Source organism: Bradyrhizobium sp. CCBAU 53338 (assembly GCF_015291665.1).
GTDB lineage: Bacteria > Pseudomonadota > Alphaproteobacteria > Rhizobiales > Xanthobacteraceae > Bradyrhizobium.
Window position 1 is genome coordinate 6,654,646 of sequence record NZ_CP030048.1, and the last position, 24,327, is coordinate 6,678,972.

The 24,327-nt window shown below is 60.5% G+C and carries 29 protein-coding genes and 3 pseudogenes; 16 read left to right on the top strand and 16 right to left on the bottom strand.

The genetic code is table 11. The annotated features are described in order from the left end of the window. Nucleotides 1-25: 25 nt before the first annotated feature. From XH90_RS31245 to XH90_RS31260, 4 genes are all read right to left on the bottom strand, one after another. Nucleotides 26-697, bottom strand: coding sequence for an SNF2-related protein (locus XH90_RS31245; protein ID WP_246755636.1), 672 nt, complete (start codon nt 695-697; stop codon nt 26-28). A 13-nt stretch (nt 698-710) separates the two neighbouring features. Then, nucleotides 711-902 carry a DUF2905 domain-containing protein gene (locus XH90_RS31250; RefSeq protein WP_194478078.1) on the bottom strand — a complete coding sequence of 64 codons (192 nt, stop codon included), beginning with the start codon at nt 900-902 and terminating at the stop codon, nt 711-713. Between the two features lie 296 nt (nt 903-1,198). After that, nucleotides 1,199-1,564 carry a VOC family protein gene (locus XH90_RS31255; protein WP_194478079.1) on the bottom strand — a complete coding sequence of 122 codons (366 nt, stop codon included), beginning with the start codon at nt 1,562-1,564 and terminating at the stop codon, nt 1,199-1,201. Nucleotides 1,565-1,682: 118 nt separating this feature from the next. After that, on the bottom strand, nt 1,683-2,612 hold the full coding sequence (locus tag XH90_RS31260) for a Ku protein (RefSeq protein ID WP_194478080.1): 930 nt from the start codon (nt 2,610-2,612) through the stop codon (nt 1,683-1,685). Nucleotides 2,613-2,766: 154 nt separating this feature from the next. Between XH90_RS31260 and XH90_RS31265 the strand changes: the two genes are divergently transcribed. After that, a complete protein-coding gene (locus XH90_RS31265) occupies nt 2,767-3,054 on the top strand; it encodes a hypothetical protein (RefSeq protein WP_371748277.1) in 288 nt (95 codons plus the stop codon). Nucleotides 3,055-3,059: 5 nt separating this feature from the next. Then, nucleotides 3,060-3,332, top strand: a complete 273-nt coding sequence (locus tag XH90_RS31270; RefSeq protein WP_194478081.1) for a hypothetical protein — start codon at nt 3,060-3,062, stop codon at nt 3,330-3,332. Between the two features lie 129 nt (nt 3,333-3,461). Here the strand turns inward: XH90_RS31270 and XH90_RS31275 are convergent. Continuing rightward, nucleotides 3,462-3,659: pseudogene (locus XH90_RS31275) on the bottom strand (hypothetical protein); the annotation flags it as partial. Nucleotides 3,660-3,685: 26 nt separating this feature from the next. Beyond that, entirely contained in the window at nt 3,686-3,880 is a 195-nt protein-coding gene (locus XH90_RS39180) for a hypothetical protein (protein ID WP_246755637.1), read from the bottom strand. A gap of 613 nt (nt 3,881-4,493) precedes the next feature. Between XH90_RS39180 and XH90_RS31280 the strand changes: the two genes are divergently transcribed. Next, nucleotides 4,494-4,877, top strand: coding sequence for a hypothetical protein (locus XH90_RS31280; protein WP_246755638.1), 384 nt, complete (start codon nt 4,494-4,496; stop codon nt 4,875-4,877). Between the two features lie 142 nt (nt 4,878-5,019). On the opposite strand, the gene XH90_RS31285 is transcribed toward XH90_RS31280, so the two are convergent. The 4 genes and pseudogenes from XH90_RS31285 to XH90_RS31300 all read right to left on the bottom strand — a co-directional run. Next, the gene (locus XH90_RS31285) at nt 5,020-5,472 is read right to left on the bottom strand and encodes a hypothetical protein (RefSeq protein ID WP_194478082.1); all 453 of its coding nucleotides are present in this window, start codon (nt 5,470-5,472) and stop codon (nt 5,020-5,022) included. A gap of 69 nt (nt 5,473-5,541) precedes the next feature. Then, nucleotides 5,542-6,216 (bottom strand): iron-sulfur cluster repair di-iron protein, encoded by a 675-nt coding sequence (ric, locus tag XH90_RS31290; protein WP_194478083.1) that lies wholly within the window; start codon nt 6,214-6,216, stop codon nt 5,542-5,544. 161 nt (nt 6,217-6,377) lie between these two features. Beyond that, entirely contained in the window at nt 6,378-7,514 is a 1,137-nt protein-coding gene (gene metB, locus XH90_RS31295; RefSeq protein WP_246755639.1) for a cystathionine gamma-synthase, read from the bottom strand. Nucleotides 7,515-7,661: 147 nt separating this feature from the next. After that, nucleotides 7,662-8,297, bottom strand: a pseudogene (locus tag XH90_RS31300) (pyridoxal-phosphate dependent enzyme); the annotation flags it as partial. Nucleotides 8,298-8,586: 289 nt separating this feature from the next. Here XH90_RS31300 and XH90_RS31305 point away from each other — a divergent pair. Continuing rightward, nucleotides 8,587-9,006 carry a putative zinc-binding protein gene (locus tag XH90_RS31305; RefSeq protein ID WP_194478085.1) on the top strand — a complete coding sequence of 140 codons (420 nt, stop codon included), beginning with the start codon at nt 8,587-8,589 and terminating at the stop codon, nt 9,004-9,006. A 179-nt stretch (nt 9,007-9,185) separates the two neighbouring features. Here XH90_RS31305 and XH90_RS31310 read toward each other — a convergent pair whose 3' ends face one another. The 3 genes from XH90_RS31310 to XH90_RS31320 all read right to left on the bottom strand — a co-directional run bounded on the left by XH90_RS31310 (nt 9,186) and on the right by XH90_RS31320 (nt 12,519). Next, a complete protein-coding gene (locus tag XH90_RS31310) occupies nt 9,186-10,049 on the bottom strand; it encodes a LysR family transcriptional regulator (protein ID WP_194478086.1) in 864 nt (287 codons plus the stop codon). Between the two features lie 807 nt (nt 10,050-10,856). Beyond that, nucleotides 10,857-11,279 carry a GreA/GreB family elongation factor gene (locus XH90_RS39895; protein ID WP_194478087.1) on the bottom strand — a complete coding sequence of 141 codons (423 nt, stop codon included), beginning with the start codon at nt 11,277-11,279 and terminating at the stop codon, nt 10,857-10,859. A gap of 757 nt (nt 11,280-12,036) precedes the next feature. Beyond that, nucleotides 12,037-12,519, bottom strand: a complete 483-nt coding sequence (locus tag XH90_RS31320) for a group III truncated hemoglobin (protein ID WP_246755640.1) — start codon at nt 12,517-12,519, stop codon at nt 12,037-12,039. A gap of 62 nt (nt 12,520-12,581) precedes the next feature. Here XH90_RS31320 and XH90_RS31325 point away from each other — a divergent pair, with 62 nt between their 5' ends. The 4 genes from XH90_RS31325 (at nt 12,582) to XH90_RS31340 (ending at nt 14,989) form a co-directional block, all read left to right on the top strand. Then, nucleotides 12,582-12,809 (top strand): hexameric tyrosine-coordinated heme protein, encoded by a 228-nt coding sequence (locus XH90_RS31325; RefSeq protein WP_194478088.1) that lies wholly within the window; start codon nt 12,582-12,584, stop codon nt 12,807-12,809. A gap of 592 nt (nt 12,810-13,401) precedes the next feature. Next, nucleotides 13,402-13,848, top strand: a complete 447-nt coding sequence (locus tag XH90_RS31330; RefSeq protein WP_246755641.1) for a GreA/GreB family elongation factor — start codon at nt 13,402-13,404, stop codon at nt 13,846-13,848. A gap of 31 nt (nt 13,849-13,879) precedes the next feature. Then, complete coding sequence (rnk, locus tag XH90_RS31335) at nt 13,880-14,296, top strand: nucleoside diphosphate kinase regulator (RefSeq protein ID WP_194478089.1); 417 nt, start codon at nt 13,880-13,882, stop codon at nt 14,294-14,296. A gap of 120 nt (nt 14,297-14,416) precedes the next feature. Next, on the top strand, nt 14,417-14,989 hold the full coding sequence (locus XH90_RS31340; protein WP_194478090.1) for a hypothetical protein: 573 nt from the start codon (nt 14,417-14,419) through the stop codon (nt 14,987-14,989). A gap of 79 nt (nt 14,990-15,068) precedes the next feature. Here XH90_RS31340 and XH90_RS31345 read toward each other — a convergent pair whose 3' ends face one another. Beyond that, a complete protein-coding gene (locus XH90_RS31345; RefSeq protein ID WP_371748278.1) occupies nt 15,069-15,734 on the bottom strand; it encodes a TlpA disulfide reductase family protein in 666 nt (221 codons plus the stop codon). A 309-nt stretch (nt 15,735-16,043) separates the two neighbouring features. Here XH90_RS31345 and XH90_RS31355 point away from each other — a divergent pair, with 309 nt between their 5' ends. From XH90_RS31355 to XH90_RS31390, 8 genes are all read left to right on the top strand, one after another. Next, nucleotides 16,044-16,211, top strand: coding sequence for a hypothetical protein (locus XH90_RS31355; protein WP_194478092.1), 168 nt, complete (start codon nt 16,044-16,046; stop codon nt 16,209-16,211). Between the two features lie 119 nt (nt 16,212-16,330). After that, a complete protein-coding gene (locus tag XH90_RS31360) occupies nt 16,331-16,807 on the top strand; it encodes a universal stress protein (RefSeq protein WP_194478093.1) in 477 nt (158 codons plus the stop codon). A 28-nt stretch (nt 16,808-16,835) separates the two neighbouring features. Next, on the top strand, nt 16,836-18,026 hold the full coding sequence (locus XH90_RS31365; RefSeq protein ID WP_371748374.1) for an amino acid ABC transporter substrate-binding protein: 1,191 nt from the start codon (nt 16,836-16,838) through the stop codon (nt 18,024-18,026). A gap of 39 nt (nt 18,027-18,065) precedes the next feature. Then, the gene (locus XH90_RS31370) at nt 18,066-18,929 is read left to right on the top strand and encodes a branched-chain amino acid ABC transporter permease (protein WP_194478095.1); all 864 of its coding nucleotides are present in this window, start codon (nt 18,066-18,068) and stop codon (nt 18,927-18,929) included. Further along, nucleotides 18,926-19,873, top strand: a complete 948-nt coding sequence (locus XH90_RS31375; RefSeq protein ID WP_194478096.1) for a branched-chain amino acid ABC transporter permease — start codon at nt 18,926-18,928, stop codon at nt 19,871-19,873. The genes XH90_RS31370 and XH90_RS31375 overlap by 4 nt, the downstream gene beginning before the upstream one ends. Further along, nucleotides 19,870-20,604 carry an ABC transporter ATP-binding protein gene (locus tag XH90_RS31380; RefSeq protein WP_194478097.1) on the top strand — a complete coding sequence of 245 codons (735 nt, stop codon included), beginning with the start codon at nt 19,870-19,872 and terminating at the stop codon, nt 20,602-20,604. The genes XH90_RS31375 and XH90_RS31380 overlap by 4 nt, the downstream gene beginning before the upstream one ends. Continuing rightward, a complete protein-coding gene (locus XH90_RS31385) occupies nt 20,601-21,335 on the top strand; it encodes an ABC transporter ATP-binding protein (protein WP_194478098.1) in 735 nt (244 codons plus the stop codon). Before XH90_RS31380 ends, XH90_RS31385 begins: the two co-directional genes overlap by 4 nt. 212 nt (nt 21,336-21,547) lie before the next feature. Beyond that, a complete protein-coding gene (locus XH90_RS31390; protein WP_194478099.1) occupies nt 21,548-21,877 on the top strand; it encodes a cupin domain-containing protein in 330 nt (109 codons plus the stop codon). 39 nt (nt 21,878-21,916) lie between these two features. On the opposite strand, the pseudogene XH90_RS31395 reads toward XH90_RS31390, so the two are convergent. Together XH90_RS31395 and nirK are read right to left on the bottom strand one after the other, a co-directional pair. Beyond that, a pseudogene (locus XH90_RS31395) lies at nt 21,917-22,102 on the bottom strand (hexameric tyrosine-coordinated heme protein); the annotation flags it as partial. A 57-nt stretch (nt 22,103-22,159) separates the two neighbouring features. Continuing rightward, nucleotides 22,160-24,289, bottom strand: coding sequence for a copper-containing nitrite reductase (nirK, locus tag XH90_RS31400; protein ID WP_194478101.1), 2,130 nt, complete (start codon nt 24,287-24,289; stop codon nt 22,160-22,162). Nucleotides 24,290-24,327: the final 38 nt, after the last annotated feature.

Here is a 24,327-nt window from a genome sequence, read left to right on the forward strand (position 1 = left end):
GGGCATCACACCTTAGATGGCGGTGTTACGACGCGGACGTCTGCGCCGACGGCTTCCGGAAGAGGGCCCAGGCCTCACGCTCCTCGGCGACTTGCCGCTTGCCGCTGATGATCGGCACGCTCTTCTCGGCCGATCGCCAATCGCTCCACGCGTCGCCCAGGACGTGCTCGGCGCCCATCCCCAGGACCTTGAGGAGGTCCCACAGGTCTTCGACGTCCGTCTGGATGGGGGTGGCGGTACCCAGCAGCACGTGCCGCGCTTTCTTGGCGATCTCCTGCATGAAGGACAGAAGATTGTTCGCTGTCCGCTCGTCGGCATCCATGTCCTGCTTGCCGCGTGCCCGATGCGCCTCGTCCAGGATCACCATGCCAAAGGACTTCGACATCAACAGTCGGCGCTCCTCGGTGTTGTGGAAGATGAGGCCGGTGGAGACCAGCGCGATCTGGCGGGGACACTTGGTCACGCCTTCCGCACCGATCGAGGGCATGGGGATCTCATCCGGATCCAGGCGCCAGGCCTTTTCCGACGACAACCAAACCGCAGATGGGATGTTCAGCTTATCCTTGAGCTCAATCTGCCACTGGGTCGTGAGCGTCGCTGGGCACAGAATTAGCACGGGCCCGTCCCCCAGGAGCGCCGAAACTAGGGCGGCGCCGGCGAGCGACAGCGTCTTGCCGACGCCAGAGTGCCCGCCCAATTGAGGACGCGCCCTATCGGTTCGCCAGCCATAGGATCACGCTTAGCACCACGGAAATGATGAGCGAGGTCGTCAGCGGAAGGTAGAAGGCAAAATTCGACCGCTCGACGTAAATATCGCCGGGTAGCCGGCCAAGCCCGAACTTGCCAAGGACAGGCCAAAGCAGCCCAGCGACAAGTCCGACGATGATGAGCGTGCGCGACATCTCGCACCTCCATCTGCCCTGCGGCCCTTATAGTCACATCGCGAGACTTCGCTGCGTCAGCACTGCGATTTTACTCGCTTAACCACAAACAGGAGTTGCTTACCTGAAGAACACATCTCGGCACCTGCGGCGACGCAAGAAACGCCGGCGGCACGAGCGATCCACCATCCGACCGGGGCCAGCTTTTCCAGAAGAACAAGCAGCGCCAGCAAAGCGATCCAAGTACGTTCATAACCCCGCCAACGAACAATAGCGCCATCATCACGTCATCGGTGCAGCGGACAGATTGCAGCTCACTAAGGTACGGTCATGAGTTCGAGCACATGACCATCAGGGTCGCGCAAATAGACGCCGCGGCCGCCGTTCCAGTCATTGAGCTTGCCATCCTCAAGGCTCCACGGTGCGCTGCCATAGGCGAGCTTCGCCTCGCGAATGCGGCTGAAGATGGCATCGAACTCGGCGTCACTGACGTGGAAGGCGTAGTGGTGGCTCCCGAACTCGTCCTCGTCATCGAAAAGGAGCGTGAGCGTGTCGTTGATGCGTACCGACGCGAAATGGCCGTCTTTCGGATCGGGCTGGAGGCCAAAAATGCGCGCAAAAAATTGCGCCGCTGCCTTCTTGTCGCGGGCAGGGACGATGGTGTGGTTGAGGGTGATGGTCATCGAAAGACCCCTCGCTAACGACTGCCGCAGACTTCTCGGCTCGAGACCAAAACCGGCAATGCTCCGATCAAGCGCCGATTTCTGTCTGACCTCAGAACGTCTGCGCCTTTAACACGCCCTAAGCCGACTTCCGCTGCGGCCTGGCCGCAGGCTTCTTCGCCGCCGCCTCCTTCGCCGGCTTCTTGCCCTCGATCGGCATCAGCATCTCCTTCTGGCCGGCCGCCGCCTTGCGAGGCTTCTTGGCGGCCTTCTTCGGAGCCTTGGTCTCGGCCGCGGCGCCGCCCACGCTACGCCGCAGCGCCTCCATCAGATCGACGACGTTGCGGGCCGCGGGCTTCTCCTTCGGCGTGATCGGCCTGCCGGCGCGCTTCTGGTTGATGAGGTCGATGAGCGCGGTCTCGTAGTGGTCCTCGAACTTTTCCGGCTCGAACCGCCCCGCCTTCTGATTCACGATGTGCTTGGCGAGATCGAGCATGTCCTTCGTGACTTTGACGTCCTGGATCTCATCGAAATATTCCTGTTCGGAGCGCACCTCGTACGGGTAGCGCAGCAGCGTGCCGACGAGCCCCTTGTCCAGTGGCTCGAGCGCGATGATGTGCTCGCGGTTGGTCAGCACGACGCGCCCAATCGCGACCTTGTCCATTTCGCGGATGGTCTCGCGAATCACGGCGAAGGCATCGTGGCCAACCTTGCCGTCGGGTCGCAGGTAGTAGGGGCGGATCAGGTAGCGCGGGTCGATGTCGGACCTGTCGACGAACTCGTCGATCTGGATCGTGCGCGTGGACTCCAGCGCGATCTCCTCAAGCTCCTCCTTCGTCACCTCGATGAACTGGTCCTTCTCGAGCTGGTAGCCCTTCACGATGTCCTCGTTCGGGACCTCGTCACCGGTGTCGGCGTCCACCTTGAGGTACTTGATGCGGTGGCCGGTCTGCCGGTTGAGCTGGTTGAAAGAGATCTTTTCGCTCTCCGAGGTAGCTGGGTAGAGGGCGACCGGACAGGTGACGAGAGACAGACGTAGAAAGCCTTTCCAGTTGGCGCGTGGGGCCATGTACGCAGAACTCCGTTCAGGGGCGCCTCGGATTCAAGACGATCATGTAGGGCTTGTTCCGACGTCCCGCCCGCCATCCGCTGATTCATCCTTAACCGGCCTTAACTGGCCACACCGCGCCAGCGGAAATCCGCAGGAGGATGCTCGACTCACCGTGAACAAACAAGGAATATCAATTCGGCAGCAGCTTATTGCCAAATTGGAAGAATCCATCGACTTCACGATGTCCGCCGCGCCCGAATTTTCCGCGCCTCCTGCCGCCGACCTCGAGCTCGCCGCGGACCAGGCCATTGCGGCCTGCGGAGGGGATGCCCGCGAGGCGGTCAAGGCGCTGATAGTGGCGAACGGCTTCCTGGAGACTCAAGTCGACGAGCTCAGGAGTGCGGTGTCGAGCGGGTATGCGCGCGGCCGGTATGATCGCGTGCGAGAACGCGAGGAGTGATCGAGATGAGCGACGAGAACAGGTCGGCGGAAGTTGCTGCCCGCGCGGAGGTCGATGTCGAAGAGATCGCCAAAATACTCGGCATCGCGCCTGCGCTGGTCCTGCGCCGGATGGACGATGGGCGGCTCCCGTTTCGCCAAGAAGGGACACGACGCCTCGCCAAGCGCGAAGACGTGGCGAAGCTCAAGTCAGAATTCGAGACGCAAGAAAGGTTGCTTCGCACAGTTGCAGAAGCGGATGAGATCGATTTCCAGCCCGAGCCGAGGTTGCGAGCATAGTCGCCGGTGGCGGTGTCGACAGGAGACTGAGACGGGCGAGGTCACCTACTACGTCGCTTTGCCGTTCGTCCCTTCGCAGCCGGGGAAGCCGTCGAATGCTTCAACGCCAACGCGGTCGTGATGCGCGCATCCTCCGTTGAGGCGCTCGACGAGCGCTTGCGAAAAGATGTCCAGATCCGGCACGCGAGCGCCCAAGCGCTTGGTCCGATCAGCCCAGTCGCGTCCGCTCGTCGCAAGAATTGCCATGTCGCGCTTTAGGTCAGCCATCACGGCGAAACCGTCCGGGTAGCTGACCAGTATCTTCAGCACCGTGACCTGGAAATTCACCCTCAGCCCCCGCTCGGAACCAGGCGTTACATGGTCGGCGCTGCAGAGAGAGCTTCGCGGCCGACCTGCTTGAGGTTGTCCGGCGACGTCTCGCCTCTGGTTGCAGCTTCTAGAATTTTTGAGGCTACGTGGGTGCGGGCACCTGTCTCGCTCCGGGAAACATTTTCGCAGACCTCGTCCAGGACCGCGCGCAAAAGCGCAGTTGTAGCAGGATCAAACATGGAGGCCCCCAGGAGAAAAAAACATTGTAGCGCAAGCGCTCCAGTATCGGATTCAAGAGTGTTAAGAAAACTCCTGAACTCTACATTTTGGCCTGGATCTCGCAATAGCGCCGCAACTTCCCTTACCGAGGTGGCGCGGTACCGCTATGTGCAACCATCCTCGCACGATCTCCAAGCAACCTGCCGGTTGTGCTGTTGACGAAATGAAGAGAAGCGCAGGCAGGACAGAGCACCGAAACGTGAGTGTCGGTGGACTCTGAACACTCCGGCCCAGCGTCGTCGAGCCGAAGCTGGACGTTTGTTCCGGTGCGGGGGCACTTGAACAGTATCTGGCGCAGCATGATGTTGAACATGCGCCAGGACGCGCCATTGCGAAATTGCGGTTGAATACCTAAGGCCTCTTCCGGCCTTTGCGATGCGTCAAGGTAGGCGATACGCTCGGTCCTAAAGTTTGTATGGCAGCGAGCACGCCGCTTCGTCGCCGGATGAAGCGGGCCCGGACTCCTAGGCACTCCGGGCTCCGCTTCATGATACGGAACCCGCTCCGTAGAGCGGCTGCGCTGCCAACTTTGTTGGAACCAAGCCAGGTGCGGCCGGTTGGAGCACACAGCCGTTGGACGAAGACCTCTGGAAAATCGGCCTCGGCGCTCCTTTGGACGCCGGGGCTGACTTGCGTTCGGCTCATGCGGCAGTGGCACGTCGATCAAAGGAGTCTGATATGCCTGCCGACACTCGTACCGACAATCTGACTGCGGTCGTGCGCTACGCCCTTGAGACGACTCGTGCGACGATTGTTTGCCCTTTCCACGAGGACGTGATCATCCGCGTTGGAGATGACGCCGCCGAGAGTCACGCCTTCGAACGTGCGAAGAAGATCGTCAGAAGCGATGGCACGACCTGGGAGGGGAAAGCTCTTAGAGAGGAGCCTGGCCGTCAGCTTAGTGCAGCTAGCGACGGCCGCTGTTCAAAGTGTGATTCTAGCGGTTTGCGCGTGTGAAAGAACATCCCAGCGAGGTTTCAGCCGGACGCAAGCGAACCCGCCAGAACAGTCTGAGATCACCTTCTGCGCAAGACAGCCTCAAGCAACTCGATCCAGGTCCACCCGAGCCGATCACTTTCGATATTCGGCGCCGTCAAAGCTACGCGGAGAACATCGCCTTGGCCAATACGACAATTGCGATGACGCATGAAAATACGATCAGATGGATGGCTTTGAAAATGGATGGATTCATCTTGTTCAGAAAATGCAGCGTCATCGCACTTACGAAGCAGACGAGAACGACGGCGGCAAACGCAACCTTGACCATCAAGAGACGCCCGAAACTGCTCTGTGGCATGATCGATAGATCGGGAAAGTGAGCCCGCAGCAGGAGAATTCCGGTCGAATAGAGCACGACGATCACGACCGGCATGAACTGTCGGGCGCGCCGGATGATACCAGACTCGATTTCCATCATGGTCGCCTTCGAGAAGCGCCCGTGCAGGGACTCAAGGATGAGCACCTCGAAGATCACCACTCCACCGAACGTCATGGCGCTCAACAGATGGAGGATCTGAATGATCAGGTAGTGCTCGTTCGCGAAGTCGCTCATCCTCGACTTCCGTTCTCCGGTTCACGCTGCTCCATCAGGAGCGGTTCGCCAGCGCAGAAGTCCAGGTGACTAAAGCGCTTCGCGCCGCTCGAATCTTGGGAACAGCACGTTGTTCTCGAGATGGATGTGATCCATGACATCGTCGACCAATTTGGACGTCCCGGTATAGAGGGCCGTCCACGATCGACATGCGCCCTGGGGCAGCACGAAGCCATTTGCAATGGTCTCCAGACGCCGCAGGAGTTCCCCATGCCGATCATGATCGTGGCGAATTTGCGCAGTCGGGACCACGCTTTCAGCATCAGGCTGTTGCCGCATCAATGGGAAGAGCGTCGTCTCTTCGGTCTGCATATGCTCTTCCAGTTCGGCTCGAATCTCTTCGAGCGTGTCGGCAAGACCCTGGGGCGCCTCGGGATGGCCGGCATGAACGGCCTCGACTTTCCGAGCGAGGCGAGCGAGCTCGGGCAGTTCGCGCCGGTGGGTCTCGTGATAGCGGGCCACAATGTGATCGATCAGCGCGCCAGTTGCTGAGGGCACGGCAGCGGAGCTGCCCGCATCGAGTGCGGAAAGCGCCTCCACGATCGCCGCGACGTCCAGGCCGCGTTTGCCGGCCGCTTCGGTCAGGCTCACATTGCCGCCGCAGCAGAAGTCGAGCTTAAACCGTCGGAATACGGCCGTCGCACCAGGCAAAGTCGCGGCGATGTCGCCGATAAGGCGGGTTCCAAACGTGTCATCTGTGGTCATTATTCACGCCTTTTCCTTCAGGTGCTTCCAGATCGAAGCAGTTCACCCTATCCGAGTGGCTGCCCTATAAGATATATATTTTATCGATGTTATCGCACGCAATATGAAAGATATGTCGTTTCCGGCGAGCCACGAGTGGCCGACCACCGGAAACGTCCTGGTCAGCGGACCTCGGCCGCCGCGAGAGCGCGATCCAGGTCCGCAAGCAAGTCGGCTTGCGCCTCAAGGCCGATCGACAGCCGAATCAGGCTGTCAGTGATGCCGACTGCACGCCGTGATTCCGCGCCCATGCCTGAATGAGTCATTGTCGCCGGATGCGCGACCAGGCTCTCGACCCCGCCGAGCGACTCGGCGAGCGTGAACACCTCGACTGCTTCGACGAAGCGACGCACGGCGTCGACGTCACCCTTCAGCTCGAAGCTCAGCATCGCGCCGAAGCCGCTTTGCTGCGCCGACGCGATGGCGTGCCCTGGATCGGTCTCGAGACCGGGATAGTGGACCGCGGCGACCAGCGGATGCTGCGCCAAGAACCCTGCAATGATCATCGCGTTGGCCTGCTGGTATTCGACGCGCGGAAACAGCGTCCGCAGACCGCGCAGCGTGAGGTGCGCGTCGAACGGGGCTCCGGTCGTGCCGGCAATGTTGGCCCACGTGCGCAGCACCTCTGCATCGGCCGAAGCAGCGGCGATCACGGCACCACCGACGACGTCGGAATGTCCGTTGATATACTTGGTCGTCGAATGGATGACGAAATCAGCTCCAAGCGCGATGGGCTGCTGCAGGGCCGGAGACAGGAAGGTGTTGTCGACCGCGGTCTTGGCGCCGGTCTCCCTAGCTCGTTCAGCGACCGCTCGAATATCGATCACCCGCATCAGCGGATTGCTCGGGGTCTCGATCAGTACCAGCTTGGGTTTCCGACGCAGCGCCGTTGCAAGCGCGGCCTCGTCACCCAGGTCAACAAATGCGACATCGAACTGCTCGCGATCACATCGCGCGGCAAGCAGCCGCTGGGTTCCGCCGTAGCAATCATGCGGCGCGACCACGAGATCGCGCGGCCGCAGTGTCGATAGCACGAGATCAACGGCGGCCATTCCGGACGATGTGACGACCGCGCCAGCACCGCCCTCGAGTTTGGCCAGCGTTTCGGCCAACAGGTCGCGAGTGGGGTTAGAGGTTCGCGTGTATTCGTGACCCAGGTTCCGCTCGTATCCCTCGAACGCAAAGGTGCTCGTCAGGTAGAGCGGCGGTGCCACGGCCTTGAACGCTCGGTCGGCGGCGACGCCGTTCGACGCCGCCACGGTGCGCGGATCCTTCGTCTTCCCCACCGTCGATACCTCCAGAATGCCTCGTCAACTTCTCGCCACTGCGTCGAGCGCAAGTGATGCTTGCCCCGGCTACCTGCGCCCGGGCAACGGCTCGCCACGACCTGTCCAGATGCCCGCTGTTCAGGCCGCCAGACCCTGGGCGTCGAACACTCCCTCGAACAGGACCGTCGACAAGTAGCGTTCGCCGGAGTCCGGCAGAACCACAACGATCGTCTTGCCGGCATTCTCCGCACGCTGCGCCAGGCGCGCCGCAACGGCGACCGCGGCGCCACTGGAAATCCCCGAAAGTATACCCTCTTCGCGCGCCAGACGCCGCGCAAATTCGATGGCTTCTTCGTTCGAGACCTGTTCGATCAAATCGACCAACGACAGATCGAGGACGTCAGGGATGAAGCCCGCGCCGAGACCCTGGATCTTGTGGGGGCCGGGTTTGAGCGGCTGATTGGCCCGCGCCTGGCTCAGAACAGGACTCCCCGACGGTTCGACCGCGACCGACAGGATGTTCTTGCCGCAGGTACGCTTGATATGGCGCGACACCCCGGTGATGGTCCCGCCGGTTCCGACGCCAGAGACGAAGATATCGATCGCGCCGTCGGTGTCGTTCCAGATTTCAGGCCCAGTCGTCTCCTCGTGGATCGCGGGATTGGCGGGATTCTTGAATTGCTGCAGCAGCACATAGCGCCCCTCGCTCGATGCCACCAGCTCCTCGGCCTTGGCGATGGCACCCGGCATTCCGCGCACCCCGTCAGTAAGGATGTCGCTCTTCAAATTTGGAACGAAGACGCTGCGGAGTGCCGTTGCAGGAGAAAGTCACCTTCGCAGCGAGCGCTCGTTTTGGCACGCTACTCCGCGACCATTCGTGCGGAGCATTGATCTCATCGAAAGGCCCGATAGCCAAGAGTGGTCTATCCAGCACACCAGGGCGTGCTCGAGGGACGTATTGGGAGCCGGAGATGCGCCGGAGCGCACTCCGGATCTTTGTGCTGGGACAACGATTTTTCCCAATCCGGGCGTCAATTCGACGCCTTCCACCGGAGAACTCACGATGAAGAGCAAGTCTGAGCTACCTCTCGTTTATTCGTGCTCAGGCTGTTCGAGCGCCGCTCAGATGGCGAACGACGTCGCGCTACGTCTGGATCACGATGAAGAGGCAGAGATGTCTTGTATCGCCGGGGTCGGCGGCGACGTCGGTCCGCTCGTGCGGATCGCGAAATCGGGTCGACCAATTCTGGCTATCGACGGCTGCTCTCTCCGATGCGCCGCGCACTGCCTTGCGAGGCACGGAGTGAAGCCAACGACTCATCTCGTTTTGACCGACGTCGGCATCAAGAAGCGGTTCCACAAGGAGTTTGACGAGAGCGAAGCGACGCTGGTCTACCGAAGGGCCGTAGCCGAATTGAAGTCCATCAAAGCAAACCCGCCTGCGGACGGATTGACCAGTTCGTCGGAGATGGTGGACGTCTGAACGTCCGCGGTTGGTGGCAGCCGCCCGGTTCGGCCTGCGAGAACAGTCCAAAGGCTGTTTAATCGGCGTTTGGAGTAGCGATGCAAACCCGAGTCGCATGGCCGCACCGAATCCCCCTCGCTGCGGTAACGATCGCGTAAGTCGTGACCGCCTAGCTCGACGAACTGTGAAGGATTGTATCAGCCATCTATCGATTCTTCGACTTCGACTTTCGCGACGGTGCGTAACACGGAGAGCGCCGCAGCCAATGTAGCGGCGTCAACATTCGTCGAATACGCCGCGTAGACCGGGAAAGAGAAGTGAGGCGCGCCTGGAACCAGATGGAGCTTTCCTGATGCCAAATGGGATTGTACCGCGTGCATTCGGAAATAACCAGAACCACCCTCCAATAGAACATAATTGAGCGCTAGCGGACCAAGATTGGCCACCAAGCTCGGGGTCGTGTCCGGAAAACTTACCGCATGATGGAGAGCGAAGTCGGGGCCCCATTCGACGTGAACGTATCTGGGATCATTTGCTTGATACGTCTTGAGGTCGGTTGTTATCAGTACGAGCTCTTCCTCAATCAGCAGATCTATCTCCAAACCGGGTCGATGCTGAGGCGCGTACATAATCGCGATATCAACGAGTCCGGCCGCTACGTGTGCGATCAGATCCTGAGGTACGTCGACATGAACGCGAAGCGCTATGTCTGGATGCGAGCGCCGCATCAGCCTGACCCACTGGAGCAGAAGCGGCTGCCACAAGCTGACCTCGCTTCCAACCGTCAAAACCGCGCGATGTCCCTCCGGTACCGCGACTTGCTGTTTTGCGCGCTGCCACAATTGTACGAATGTCGGGGCGTAACGAAGAAACTGCTCGCCCGCCGGAGTGAGGCTAGCGCCGCTTTTGTTTCGGACGAAAAGCGGTCGACCGAGTTGCTGTTCAAGAAGGCGCACACGTGCGCTAACCGTCGTCTGTGCGACATGCAACCGATCGGCGGCTTTGATGAAACTCCCGGTCGAGACAATTTCTATGAAAGTCCTGGCCAGCTCGATATCCATACTTTCATAGCATAATCAATGAGGACAAATGTCAATGAAATTCGTTTACCTGCTTGATCGTTCGATGAAGAAGCTTTCGTGGCGCGAGAATATGAGTGCCTGACGCTCAAGCTCACGTCCAGGCCGAGAAGCTTCTTCCAAAACTTCTGCCTTTGCCGCCGATGCAGCAGTTGTGGCGAAGCCTCAGAGACGAACAGCTGTCGAAACGTGTCAGAGAAGGCCTGCATGAGCGCCGAGACTTCATACCGGTCCAATCGGCGGGCCCAATCCTGAGAATCTCGCCAGGGTGGTTCGATTCAGTGAGGTGTTGTCTGCCAAGTATAAGGCTGGGGTCGGAGTATCCTCCCGTCGCTCCAGGCCCAACTAAACTCCAGCAGTCGCGACGCACTGGGCGTCGATAATATCTGGGAGAAGTTCAGCGCAACTTGCGCTTCCCAATCACTCCGTAAGCTTCTGCCCACAATTACAAGAACGCTTTGAGTGAAGTTTCTCAATCGCGTCTTGTTTAGTCATCACGGAGCGTTCGATTTCCGACTTCGATGGCGCTAACATTTCCAGCCTGCCTTCTTGCCGATGAGGGGACCGTGGCATATCGCTCAAACGCTCGGCGGCTCGAGCAGGATGCTACTTCCGATCATCAATCGGGTCCCCGATGCCGCCCTATTTCCGGCGTACGAGCGAAAACTTGTAGTCATTCGCTTGAGAGACATTGATTGATAAAATCAATCTAGGCTTTGTGGCCGGAGGCGAATGGAGGCCAAGCACTCACGGTCGTATCTCACGAGACTACCGACAACGTCGTTGGGTTCACCTACAACGAAGGACCGTTTTGCTGCTTCGGTCGCCGCTTGCAGTACACCAATCAATCGATGCACCCTCAGATAGCCCAACTAGGGCAGCACCCAGCGGCGTCAGCACTGAAACCGCGTTTGGTTTGACAGACGTCGCGTCCGGAAATACGAGCACTATTTGGCTGTTTGTGCCAGTGAGATTGTCGCGTACATCCACGTTTGAGTGGACGGCGACAACATTTGACGGCAGTTGATCATCGGGAACAATGGTGGCTCGATAAATCTCTCTCAATAAATTTGAGGCGTCCGGTGACACGCGCCTGTCCGTCAGTGCCGCCGTCGCGACTGAAATTAGTCTTTCTCGATCGGTCTCCGAAATCATCACTGGGGGCAGTCTCACTGGGAGATCATGATAAAATGTAACTTGGCTTGTGATCATTGCCACTCCCCTCGGCTTGGCCCTGTTCTCCAAAGACCGTGTTTAACCTATCGGCTATATTTTCTTCTCTCGCGCGCATTTGACAAGCGACAAATATTGCGCATCAGCACCAAAAAAGATGACGCATCTCAGCAATTGAACTGGTCACGCGTCGCCTCCGGGTTTTCGCCACTCGCCGCAAATCGCGCGACTCCAGACACACGACTTCTGGTTCAGTCAGATAACTGTCGACTGGGAATTAAGACATTGCCCCTCAACACGAGCTGAGTTTTCCTGAGGACAATAGTCCGGGTCTATTCATCCACTTGGGCCCGCTGCCGCTGACTTCTTCCTCGAAGCGGTCAGGCCGGACGGCTTCTTTCGGCCTCTTTTGATTGCACCTCACATAGCGGCAGATTGCAACCTCGCTGCCGGCGCTCTAAGATTCTTCTGTGCGGCCTACGCCATCTACTGCGAACAAGCCGACGATGGATTGATCGACTTGGTCCTCGATGGGCTGCGTGGCATCGCTCTATCTCACCAGGTGGAGCGCGCAAATTCAATGCGATAGGCCTTCGTACCCATGAGCAGATTTGCGCCCATGGCGCGTTCTTCATCAAGCAACTGGTGCGAGCGGCGAGCCCGCTTTAAGTCAAGATAATCGCGACGATCATTCCAACGAGCGTCATGATAAGGCCCGCGATTAACATCGGCACTAGGCTGCTGCCGGAATAGGGATTGCTGGAAGCTTCATCGGTCACCGGTTGGCCTCGACGTCTCATGGCTTTTTTCCTTCCTGCGGACGCCTGAATCTTTCGCCAATACCGAGCATGAGGCCGTTAGCGTTCGCGATGCCGAGTTCGAGGCTCGAAGCAATCCGTCGTGCGCGCTCAGCGAACTGCGATGCGGGTTCCGGCGGGCAGATCTCGCATGCGGTCTGTTCGAACAGCTCGAGCCAGCGGTCAAAATGATCGGCGTCGACAAGCAATGAGATGTGCTTGGCCATCGGTGTGCCCTGATAGCGCCCTGTCATCAGCAGGACCGACGACCAGAAGGCGCACATCTGCGAGAGGTGGGGTTCCCAGTCGTGGATGCGTGCGTCGAACACCGGGGCCAGCAAGCCGTCCGCGCGAACCTTCGCGTAAAAGGCGCGCACTACGCGCTCAATCATAGCCTCGCTAATTCCGCTTCGCTCCGTGACCTCAGCAGAGATCCGCTCGCGGCGTTCCGCCGGCGTCATCAGGTTCTCCATAATGAGCATTCACAATATATCTTTAAAGGAGTATAGTCGGGCTGCAAAGTTAAATTTTGGAGGGCCCCTAAATGGCTGACGTCTGGCTACCGTCGTTGAAGACCGATAATCCCCAAGCAGGCTTTGAGCTAGCCGTAAAGCTGTCGCGAATGGGCGCGAAACTCACGCAGCCCTCCGATCAGGTGAGGGCCCATCTGCGTGCCGCTTACGAGCAGGATTCCGCACAGCTAATAACCGCTTCCCATGTGATTGCCGTCCACTTCCAAACAGTCGCCGCGGCGAACAACTGGTGGCGGTAGCAAGGGTGGCCTCCCGGCCAGGACGCCCGCTCGGTGAATTGCCGCTAACCGGCGCGACGCAAGCGGCTCCAGCGCATGGCGTCACCTGAAGCAATGCAGCATGGAGCGTGCAGCGCGGGCTGCATGGACGATTGAAAATGAGCGGACGCCGGTGAAGGAAGTGCCGCTGCGACAACAATCCGCAAACCAAGCTGCCGCAAGCGCTTGGTCTTGGAGGCGCGACCCAACGACGAATCGTGGCACGACTGATGGAGGATGACTTTCGCAAACTTCGGACCTTCCAGTCCATCCTCATGAATACGGATAGGAAAGCATTACAGCCTGAACTTGGCGTGTGCGCTTTCGTCGCAATGATCACAGCGTAGGGACTGACTATGTTTATTGCGCTATGACGTACGTCCTCGACACCGACTCGCGCATCGCGCGCCTTTATTTGCACGCTGGTCGCCTGCACGCAGGCATTTAGCCGGACGGCCGCGCGCGCCGTCCGGGTTTCTCCTCCCTTTGTTGATTGCATGTCGTGACTTCCGCTTGGGAGTCGCCTGGACTCGAATAGAAGGAGCCTGCGGTGTTGCCTCTTCCGAAGATTACATTGACAGCATCCGACTACCCGCGTCTTGAGCAACTCGCACGCACGGCCGCCCAGCAGGGGGATATCGACGCGATCTTCTTAATCGGGGAGATCAACCGGTCGGAGATCGTGCCGGACCAGGTTGACCACGTTGGCTCACTCGTAACGATCGGATCGTGGGTCACCTACTGGACGAACTGGGGTGTGCCACGAAAGACGGTCCAGCTGGTCTGGCCTGAGGACCAGTCATCTGATCTCGCTTGCGTTTCCGTTCTATCGTCGTTGGGCGCAGCCTTGCTCGGCCTGCGGGTGGGCGACCAAATGCCCTACTTCGTCGGTGGCTGCCTGAACCTGGTCAGGGTCCAGAGCGTGAAACGATCCGAACCGAATGTCGTGCCCCTGTTTCGTCCACCGGCACGTGCGAAGCCAAGGCCGTTTGACGATGACCCAGGACCATCTGCCGCCTAGACACGACCAAACAATCCACTCGGAGATGTCAATGAGTAACACCAATACTGATAATCGAAAGCGAAAGGCCGTGCTGCCGCCTATCAAGGTGACAAAGGATGATATGCGCCGCCTCAACGTGCTGGCCAACTCGAGCACCGAACTCTTCCCCCGCGTGTCTCATTTTCTCGCGAGAGAAATGGAGCGTGCGACCGTCGTTGCCGACGGCACAGATCTCCATGGGGTAGTTAGGATGGGTTCTCGCGTGAGCTACAGTGTCGAGAAGACGGGCGAAGCTCGCGAAGTGGTGCTTGTCTATCCGCACGAAGCGAACATCGAACTGAACAAGATATCAGTTCTAACGCCGATAGGAGCAGCCCTCATCGGTTTGTCCGCCGGGCAAAGCATAGAGTTTCAAACACCTGGCCATCAGGTCAGATCGTTAACTGTGCTTGGTGTGTCCGAATGAAGGAAAGATCGGCTATCGCGGCATCATGCGCCCCGATCGGCTTGAGCGAGCGCCGGAGCCGATTGCTCTGCGCTCGGGCCTATCGTCTGATCCGCTTCAAATTGACGCTGTGGAGTCACAATGCTCGCTTATATTTTCTGGCATAGGCCTTTCGCCCGCGTCGATGCACGCGAATATGAGACCGCGCTGCTGGATTTCCACGCCGACATGGCGCGCGATCCGCCCCCAGGGTTCGAAGGATCGGCGACCTACCGCATCTCCGAGGTGCCCTGGTTGGACAACCGAGCCGGGTATGAGGATTGGTGCTTCCTGAAATCGTCGGCGGCCCTGGACGACCTAAATAGGGCGGCGATCAAGCCGGAGCGATGGAATGTGCATGCTTCGATTTCCAGTAGGACCGATTTCGGACATGGCGGCCTGTACTATCACTTGTCCGGGGAGGAGCGACCGATTGCCGGATCGCGGCTGATCTGCTTGAAGCGGCCGCGCGGCATTCGTTATGAGAAGCCGCTGCAAGACATCATCGATAGTTCGACGGGATTCTCGAGCTGCTGGCGAAAGCAAATGGTGCTGGGTCCCGGTGACGAGTTTGCCATCATCGGAAATTCGTCCCTTCGCATCTCTGTGTCGGAGCACTGGCAGAGCCGCGTTGTGGAACGGTCGCTTCTGACACCGGACAACACGCCGCGATGAAGTGGAGACGATGGGCACCTGCATTCGCGACCATCGTCGCGGAGCGCCGGCGTGAGCGGCGCAATCGGCCGCGAGGATCTTACGTGCCGCCGCCCACCGAGCCGGACTCGACCGTGGGCCTCGACGGGAGCCCCTCGCAAATCAGCTCCATGAGCTCGGCGCCGAGTTGCAGGTCGGGAACATAGCCAAAGACGTGCCGGCGAAGTTGTCCGTCGCGGTCGAAGAGGAGCGTCGTGGGCGTTCCCCGGAAGCCGTAGACGCGCATCGTTTGAGGAATACCGATGCCGTCAGGAGCATCGACGCCGACGGGAAAGCCGACCTTATACTCGTGCAGGAAGGCGCGGAGTGCGTTGGGCTGCATCGCATCGTGGTGCTCGAACACGCTATGAAGCCCGATCACTGCAAGGTCGGACGACTTGAAGGTAGCCGCAACGCGCTGCGCTTGCGGAAGACTGGTGGCGACGCAGCCTGGGCAAAGCATCTGGAAGGCGGTCAGCATCACCACCCGGCCGCGCAGGACGGTCAGCGATAGTGGATCGGGAGTATTGAACCACTCCGTCGTCCGCCACTCCGGCGCCATGTCAGCAGCCGCCATGCTGTCCCTCCTCGTCAGTTCGCCAAGGCAATGGAAACGCGAATACGGGTGCTGACGGTCGACTTGCTGAGGTGAAGCCGGTCCGCGGCGCTGAAGAAAATCCCGCTCGAAACCACCGTCAGACAAGGTCCCGGCCAGCGCCGTGTCCATCTGAAAAGCGTCGCTCCTTGATATCAAATTCATCGATATGAAGTGCCTAAATTATTCGTTTGTCAAAATTGATCCAGAACATAGGTTTTTGGTCAACGGGCTTCTTCCGGTTTCGTGCCGAGTGATCTCACCTCGCGGCGGAAGGGAGGAGATACATGGCGACGTTTCTGTTTCGTGTTGTCGCTAGCTTGCATCGCACCGATGTCGCCCGTCGAGCTGTTGCCGACCATGTAGGACACGTGGATGCGGCTGGCTGGAACGAGTTCGTGGAATGCTGTCTGAGTGCGTAGATGCGCAGGGAGAACGAAAATGAAGACGTTGGCGATGCGTGTGCTGGAATTGACGAGGCGTCTGCTCGAAAGGATGAGCCAGATCAAGCGCAACCGTGAGCCGGCACTTTCCGTCTGGCTCAAATCCTATGGCGGCGAGCTGACGCCGCCGCGGGAGCCTGTTCCGATCCGCCGAAGGTGGATTTGACGACCGGCTCCCTCGCCGGATGCCGGGAGCCGTCGAGCCAACTGCTCGACGGCGAGGTCGCGGAAGAGACTGCGTGATGCGCGCAGCGGTCGCTGCGACGCTTAACTGAGAGGTCAGCCATGTACCGAAAAATTCTTCTGGCCTATGACGGCTCGACCGATGGCGACGAGGCCTTGGCTCAGGTCGAGAGCCTGGTCTCGTCGACGAATACGACTGTTCGTCTTCTGGCGATCATCGATCTCTCCGAGAACATGCTCATCGTCGAAGGGATGGCTTTCGTTCCCGACAACCGGCGACACCTCACGCAGAAGCTGCTGGATGCCGGCGTCAAACGTCTGCGGCGCGTCGGATACAAGGCGACCAGCGACATCAGATATGGCAATCCCGCCGACCAAATTGATCTGATCGCGAGGGAAATGAGTGCCGATCTGGTCGTTCTCGGCCATCGCGACCAGGGGACGCTGGCACGCTGGCTGAACGGATCGGTCGGCGAGACGATCCTGCACCATCCGCCCTGCAGTCTGCTTGTCGCGGTGAAATCCAGAAAGGTCAAGAACAACGTCACGCCGATCCGGGAAGATGTGGGAGCGGCGTGAGGAGGCTGCCATGTTGAAAGCATCGACTATGTCGGCTCTCTTGCTGCTGGCCGCGACCCTAACCATGCCGTCAGACCCGGCCATCGCGAAGGACGTCGTCCTCGGAGCGTCCGTGCAACTGACCGGCCCGCTTGCCAATACCGGCCGCTACTACCGCGACGCCTACCAGTTCACGGTCGACAAAATCAATGCGGCGGGCGGGATAAAGGTGGGCAATGAAACGCGCAAGCTCGAGCTCAAGCTGTACGACAACCAGTCCGATGTGAACTTGAGCGTGCGCCAGTACACGCAGCTGGTCACGCAGGACAAGGTGGATTTCTTGCTGGGACCGTTCGCAAGCAACTTCGCATTGGCGGATTCGGCCGTGTCCGAAAAGTACAGAGTTCCGATGGTTCAGGGCGGTGGCGCGTCCGACCAGATCTTCGCTCGCAAGTTCAAGTACATATTCGGAACGCTGGCACCGGCCAGCAACTATTTCGGCTCGACGGTGGACATGATGAAGGAGCTCGATCCGACCCCGAAGTCGGTCGCTCTGCTCTACGCCGACGATGCCTTCGACGTCTCGGTGGCGGAAGGCACGCGGCCGAAGCTGAAGCAGGCGGGCCTGTCCCTGGTCATGGACGAGCGCTACAGCACCAACGCTACGGACTTCAATTCGCTGCTCTCGCAGATCAAGAGCAAGAACGTCGATGCGGTGCTGGTGGCGGGTCACGAAACCGAGATCCTGAATTTCGTGCGGCAGGCGAAGAGCCTCGCGGTCGCGCCGAAGATGTATTCCTTCACGGTGGGCGTCCCCAGCGAAGACTTCCGCAAGGCGCTGGACAAGGATGCGAACTACGCCTTCGGCATGACCGCCTGGCTGCCCGCCGCCGATCTAAAGGACCGCTGGTTTGGCGATGCCGCAAAGTTCGCTTCGGACTACAAGACGAAGTTCGGCTATGATCCGGACTACCATGCGGCCTCCGGCGCAGCCGACGTCGAAGCGTTGGTGCAAGCCATCGAGAATGCCGGATCGACCGAGCCGCAGAAGGTCCGCGACGCGTTGTCGAAGGTGAAGTTCGACAGCCTTTATGGGAGCATTGCCTTCAACGAGAACGGTCAGATCGACATACCTCAGACGGTCGTCCAGGTTCAAGGCGACGCGCTGGTCGCGATCTACGGCGTCAAGGGCAAGGTCGCGCAGCCGAAGTATCCGATGCCGGCCTGGGACGCGCGCTGAGCGGATCGCAAACGATCCAGCGGCGGAGGAGAGGACGACGTGGATCTGCTCGGGCAAGTCCTCATCAACGGAATCCTTCTGGGCGGCTTGTATGCCGTGATGGCGCTCGGTCTGGCGCTGGTCTGGGGCGTGCTGAACATCGTCAATCTGGCGCACGGCGCGTTCATCATGCTCGGCGCCTACGTGTCATGGCATCTTTACACCTACGCGGAGGTCGATCCGTTCCTGGGACTGCCGATCACCGCCGCGGTGATGTTCGTGCTCGGCTACGGCGTGCAGCGCGGGCTCCTGAACCTGATCGTTCGGGCGCCGATGTTCAACACGCTGCTGATCACGTTCGGGCTGGAGGTGGTGCTGACCTATCTGGCACAGCTGGCGTTCTCCGCCGACTTTCGCACCATCAACCCGTCCTACGCCGGCGCCAGCATCGCGCTGGGTCCGGTCGTGTTGCCGCTGGCGCGGCTTCTGGCCTTTGGCGTCGCGATCGCGCTGACCGTCGGCATGTGGCTGTTCCTGCTGCACACGCGGCTCGGCCGCGCCATCCGCGCCACCGCGCAGAACCTGGTCGCAGCTCGCCTCTACGGCGTCGAGCCGCGGCACCTCTACGCCATGACTTTCGGCGTCGGAATCGCGCTGGCCGGAACGGCGGGAGGCCTCTACGGAACGGTATCTCAGATCAATCCGTATATCGGCGCGGCGCTGACGGCGAAATCGTTCGCCATTTCGATCATCGGCGGGCTCGACAATCCGCTCGGCGTGATCGTCGGCGGCCTGTTCCTGGGCATCCTGGAATCGTTGACCGCGCTCTACGTCGGATCGACCTACGCGGACGTCGCGAGCTTCGGCGTGCTGGTTCTGGTGCTGATCGTGCGGCCCAACGGCCTGCTTGGGAAGGCGGCGTGAGCGCGTGGCGCATCGCGCTCGTTGTGGCGGTGATCGCCGCTCTCGCGGCTGTGCCCTGGCTCGGATCGGACGTCACGATCCAGTTCGGCATCAACGCCCTCCTGCTCGCGGTTCTTGCCCAGAGCTGGAATATCATCGGAGGTTATGCGGGTTACGCCTCGTTCGGCAATTCGGTGTTCTATGGCCTCGGCAGCTATGGTGTGGGCATCGCGATGGTGCAATGGCAGCTGCCGTTCGCCGCCGGTCTGGCATTCGGCGTAGCTCTTGCCACCGCCTTCGCCATTCTCCTCGGTGTGCCGGTGCTGCGGCTGAAAGGGCACTACTTCGCGATCGCAACGCTCGCGCTTGCGCAGGTCATGACGGCGATCGTTTCCAACGTGGAGCTGGCCGGCCGGAATATCGGCCTCGTGCTGCCGCCGCTCAACAATGATCTCCTGTTTTACGAGCTGTCGCTCGGACTCCTGGTGCTGACCACGGCGACCGTCTTCTGGTTGACGCGCAGCCGCTTCGGATTCGGACTGATCGCCATCCGCGAAAACGAGGAAGGGGCGGCCGTGATGGGTGTCAACACGACGTTTTACAAGACGCTGGCATTTGCGCTGTCGGGCATCTTCAGTGCGCTCGCCGGCGGCATTCACGCCTACTGGGTAACCTTCATCGATCCGGAAAGCGCATTCGACATCAGCCTCAACGTCAAGATGATCATCATGGCGGTATTCGGAGGACCCGGCACGGTTCTTGGGCCCATCGTCGGGGCATTCGCGCTGTCGGCGATCTCCGAGTTTCTGTCGAGCGAGATCACCCGTCTCGCGGGCCTGTTCTTCGGCGTCGTCGTCGTGGCAGCCGTCGTCCTGATGCCACGCGGCCTTGCCGACATGCTGCGGCGCATCCGCAAGATGGGCTGGCGGTATTTTGCCGAGAACATTCGGACACATCGGCTGTGAGCGAGATACTCAAGATCAGGCACCTGACGAGGCGCTTTGCGGGCCTGATCGCGGTCGACGATGTGAGCTTCGTGCTGGAGCGCGGCGAGATTCTCGGCGTGATCGGTCCGAACGGCGCCGGAAAGACCACGCTCATCAGCCTGATCAGCGGAACGCTTACACCCAGCTCGGGCGACATCCTCTTCGAGCAACACTCTCTGGGCCGCTTGCCCGCCTATCGTCGTGCCCGACTGGGCATAGGGCGCACGTTTCAGATCATGCGTCCGTTTCCCGGACTGTCGGTGCTGGACAACGTCGCGGTGGGCGCCCTGTTCGGGCGTGGCGGAGGACAAGCCCAGCTGACGAAGGCGCGCGAGCAGGCGCGCGCCCAGCTCGATTTCGTCGGGCTGGGCAGCAACGTCAATCAGCGCGCCGACGAATTGGGAGGTCCCGGGCGCAAGCGGCTCGAGCTGGCAAAAGCCCTGGCGATGCAGCCCAAGGTTCTGCTCTGCGACGAGGTCATGGCGGGGCTCAATCACGTCGAGATCGAGGAAGTGATCGAGGTGATCCGCAAGGTCCGCGATACCGGCATCAGCGTCCTCGTCATCGAGCACGTCATCAAGGCCATTAAGAGTCTGTCGGACCGGCTGTTGGTGCTGCACCATGGCGAGAAGATTGCCGAGGGCGAGCCCGGCGCCGTGCTCGCCAACCAGGCCGTCGTCGAGGCGTATCTTGGCAAGAGGCGGACATGAAAGGCGAGCTGGCAGCCGGGAGGGAGCCCCTGCTTGACGTACGCGCGGTCAGCGCAGGCTATGGCGGAATGCCGGTCCTGCGCGACGTCGCTTTGAAGGTCTACCCGGCGGAGATCGTGGCGCTGGTCGGCAGCAACGGAGCGGGCAAGACCACTCTGCTGCGCACGCTGTCTCGTGTGCTTTCCTGCACGGGTGGCATCGTTATGAACCGCCACGATCTGGTTCCGATGACGTCCGACCAGGCGTTCGCCGCGGGACTGGTCCAGGTACCCGAGGGCCGCCAGCTCTTCAATCGCATGAGCGTCCATGACAATTTGCTGATGGGCGCCTTCAGAAGACATAACAGAGCTGCGATCGCACACGATCTGGAAAGGATGTACGCGCTGTTCCCGCGTCTGTCGGAGCGTCGACGGCAGCTCGCAGGCAGCATGTCGGGTGGCGAGCAGCAGATGTGCGCCATGGCCCGCGGGCTGATGGCGGCGCCGATCCTGTTGATGATCGACGAGATGAGCTTGGGACTTGCGCCCGTCGTCATCGAGCAGCTGATGGATGTGTTGACGAGGATCCGCGACGAAGGCGTGACGGTATTGTTGGTCGAGCAGGATGTGCATCTGGCGCTGTCGATCGCCGACAGGGGCTACGTCATGGAGACCGGCCGTATCGTTCACAGTGGGAGCGCCAAGAAACTCATTGACGATCCCGATGTTCGAAGAGCCTATCTGGGATTCTGAAAATCCCGGCGATGCAACCTCGTCGGCAGAGGTAGGCTCTCGGACAGTTCGTCGGCAAAGCCACCTTTCCGGCCGACCTGCTGCACCATCCGACTTGAATTTTCAAGTGACGGGGCTGAAGATATGACGAGTTACTCGGCCGCCGGGAACCATTGCCGTTATTCGTGAGTTCTTGGCGCGTCGCATCCACTGACGAAGCGAGGGAGTACATCGTGGCGTTGCAGCACGCGAAACCAGGAGAGGTCGTCGATTTGCGACCGCTTGGCGGCAAACTGAAGGACGCCAAAACGGCGGCAATCATCAAGTCTGAACATTTCGAGGCGGTTCGGCTGATCGTCCTGGCCGGAACGGAAATCGCACCGCACAAGGTGCCCGGCAACATCATGCTCCATTGTTTGGAAGGGCGCATATCGCTTGGCCTTGCGAATTCTTCGATCACATTGGGTGCCGGCGAGTGGGTCTACCTCACGGGCGGCGCGATCCATGCGCTGAAGGGTATCGAAGATTCCTCCCTCCTTCTAACGATCCTTTTCGGCACCTGATGGGGAAGCTCGGAGCGAAAGGCCGCGGAGCGACGGGCGTCAGCGCCACCAATTGTTGGCCGCCGCAACGGTCTGGAAATGCAAAGCGATTACATGTGACGTTGCGATGAGCTGTTCCGACTCCTGCTCATACGCTGTCCGAAGACGCGAACGAATTTCGTCGGACGGCTGCGTGATTTTCACTCCCATCCTGGACAGCTTGACCGCCAATTCGAAGCCGGCCTGGGGGGTGTCTGTCGCTCATGGAGTCTCTCCCTGTCGTCACTGTCGAACTCTATCGTCTCAGTGTCCCATCCCCGGCATCACCTCGCCGTTATAGATGTCCGGGTTCTTGGGGCCCTCCACATGAAGCACACCGAGCAAACCCCGCTCCATGCGAGCGAGTGCGTGATCGACGAGCGTGTAGTTGCCGGGCACGTCGAGCTTGAACTCCGTGATGGCCGCACCGCCCGGCGGCACTGAGACCGTCTGAATTCCTTCGAGCGGAGCCGTGGTCATGCCGCCCAGATTGTAGACTTTATCGAAGATCTCGCCGATGACGTGGAAGGACGATGTGTAGTTCGGACCTCCGACGCCGAAGAAGATCCTGACCGTATCGCCGACCTTGGCCTGGAGCGGATGTAGCTTGGTGAGCGCGCCGACGGAGCCATTGAATACGAAATATTCGGGCCGCTCGTTGAGGAGCTTGTCGACGCTGAACTCGGCGCTGCCGTGCCGACCGAAGGCGATGTCGGAATAGATCTCGCCCTGCATGACGTAGAACTCATGGTCGACGGGCGGCAGTCCGCCTTCCGGCTCGACCAGAATGAGGCCATACATGCCGTTGGCGATGTGCTCGGCGACCATCGGCGTGGCGCAGTGATAGACGAAGAGACCCGGCACCAGCGCCTTCCAGGTCATCGATTTCTCGCCGCCCGGGTCGACCTGCAGCGCGGCCGCGCCGCCGCCCGGACCGGTCGCTGCATGGAAGTCGACGGAATGGATCATGGCGCTATCCGCCGAGTTCTTCAGATGGATGTCGATGGTGTCGCCGACACGTACCCGGATGAAGGGGCCCGGCACTTTGCCGTTGAACGTCCAGTACCCGAACGTGGTGCCTTCGGCGAGTCTGCCTTCGACCTCGACGCTCAACAGATCGACGCGGACTGTCTGGGGATCGCGCTTGCCGATCGGAGGCGGCAGATCGCTGGGCTCGCGCGAGATGTCGGCCTCAACGACAGTTTGCGGAGACGGTCTCGGCGTGACGATGAACTGGCCTTCCATGCCCGCCAGGCGATGTCCGGGGACGCTACAGTAGTAGGTGAAATCGCCGGACTTGCTGGCTCTGAATGCGATGGTCGTGCTCGCGCCCTTGCCGGTGACGCGCGGCGATTTAGTATCCTGGTCGGGAAAGACGATGTCGTGCTCGGCGCCTTCGCCGTTGATTAGCGTGAGCTGGACCACCTGACCTTCGGAAGCCGTGAGTACGGGGTTGACCTTGCCCTCGATCGCGCCGCCCACGCCGATATAGACCATGCGTCCTTCGGCGATGCCGGACCGAAGCGTGTATCTTGCATCGGCAATGTAACCGATGTCGGCGCCGGTTGCGCTCTGCGGCCGGGTCGGGGCTGGCGCGCCAGCCGGCGACGCTGCCGGCGCCGGTTGCGCCTGGGCGGCCGGTGTCGCAGCGGCGCTCTGGCCGGCGGCCGATGCCGCCAAGTAGGCGATGACGTCCGCCCGGTCATGATCCGTCTTGAGGCCGGGAAAGGGCATCTTGTTGCCGGGCACGAGCTTCTGCGGATCGTCGAGGTACCGGTCGAGCGTCGGACGATCCCAGGTGAGATCGGACTGCTTCATCGCCGGTGAGTAGTTGTACCCCGCCTCGGTACCAGACTTCCGGCCGACGACACCGGCGAGCGAGGGACCCAGCATGCTCTTCCCCGCATCCAGCGAATGGCACGCCTGACATTTGCGGAAGACCAGTCGACCGGCTGCAGCATCACCAGCACCTGCTGCCGGGACAGCTGAGGCTGCCGTCGGGGACTTGGAAGCCCACGCGGCCTGGCCACTCGTCGTCGGTGCTGGCGCGGGAGCCATCTGCGCCATGTCGTGGGCAACCTGAGGCTGTTTGGACTGCTCGGTCTCTCGGGTAGCAGCGTTCTGCTGCGAGGCGTTCTGCTGCGAGGCGGTCTGCTCGGTGGCCGCGGAAGTCGAGGATGGACCGGGCTGCGGCTCGCCGTTCGTTCCTCGAGCCGACTGCCCCGACGGCGCGTTGTGCGCCATCTGATGACTGTCGGAAGTCGTTTGGTTCTGCGGCTTGGCACCATCCGCGGAGTAGAGCACTTCGCCGAGCCAGAAGCCGCCGACGATCAGAACCAGCCCGATCAGGAGGATCGACCAGCGGCGCAGCGTCTCGGCGGCAGTGTCCCACATCGAATTGTCCTCCAGTTTCACTCTTCGCTGTTCTGGCG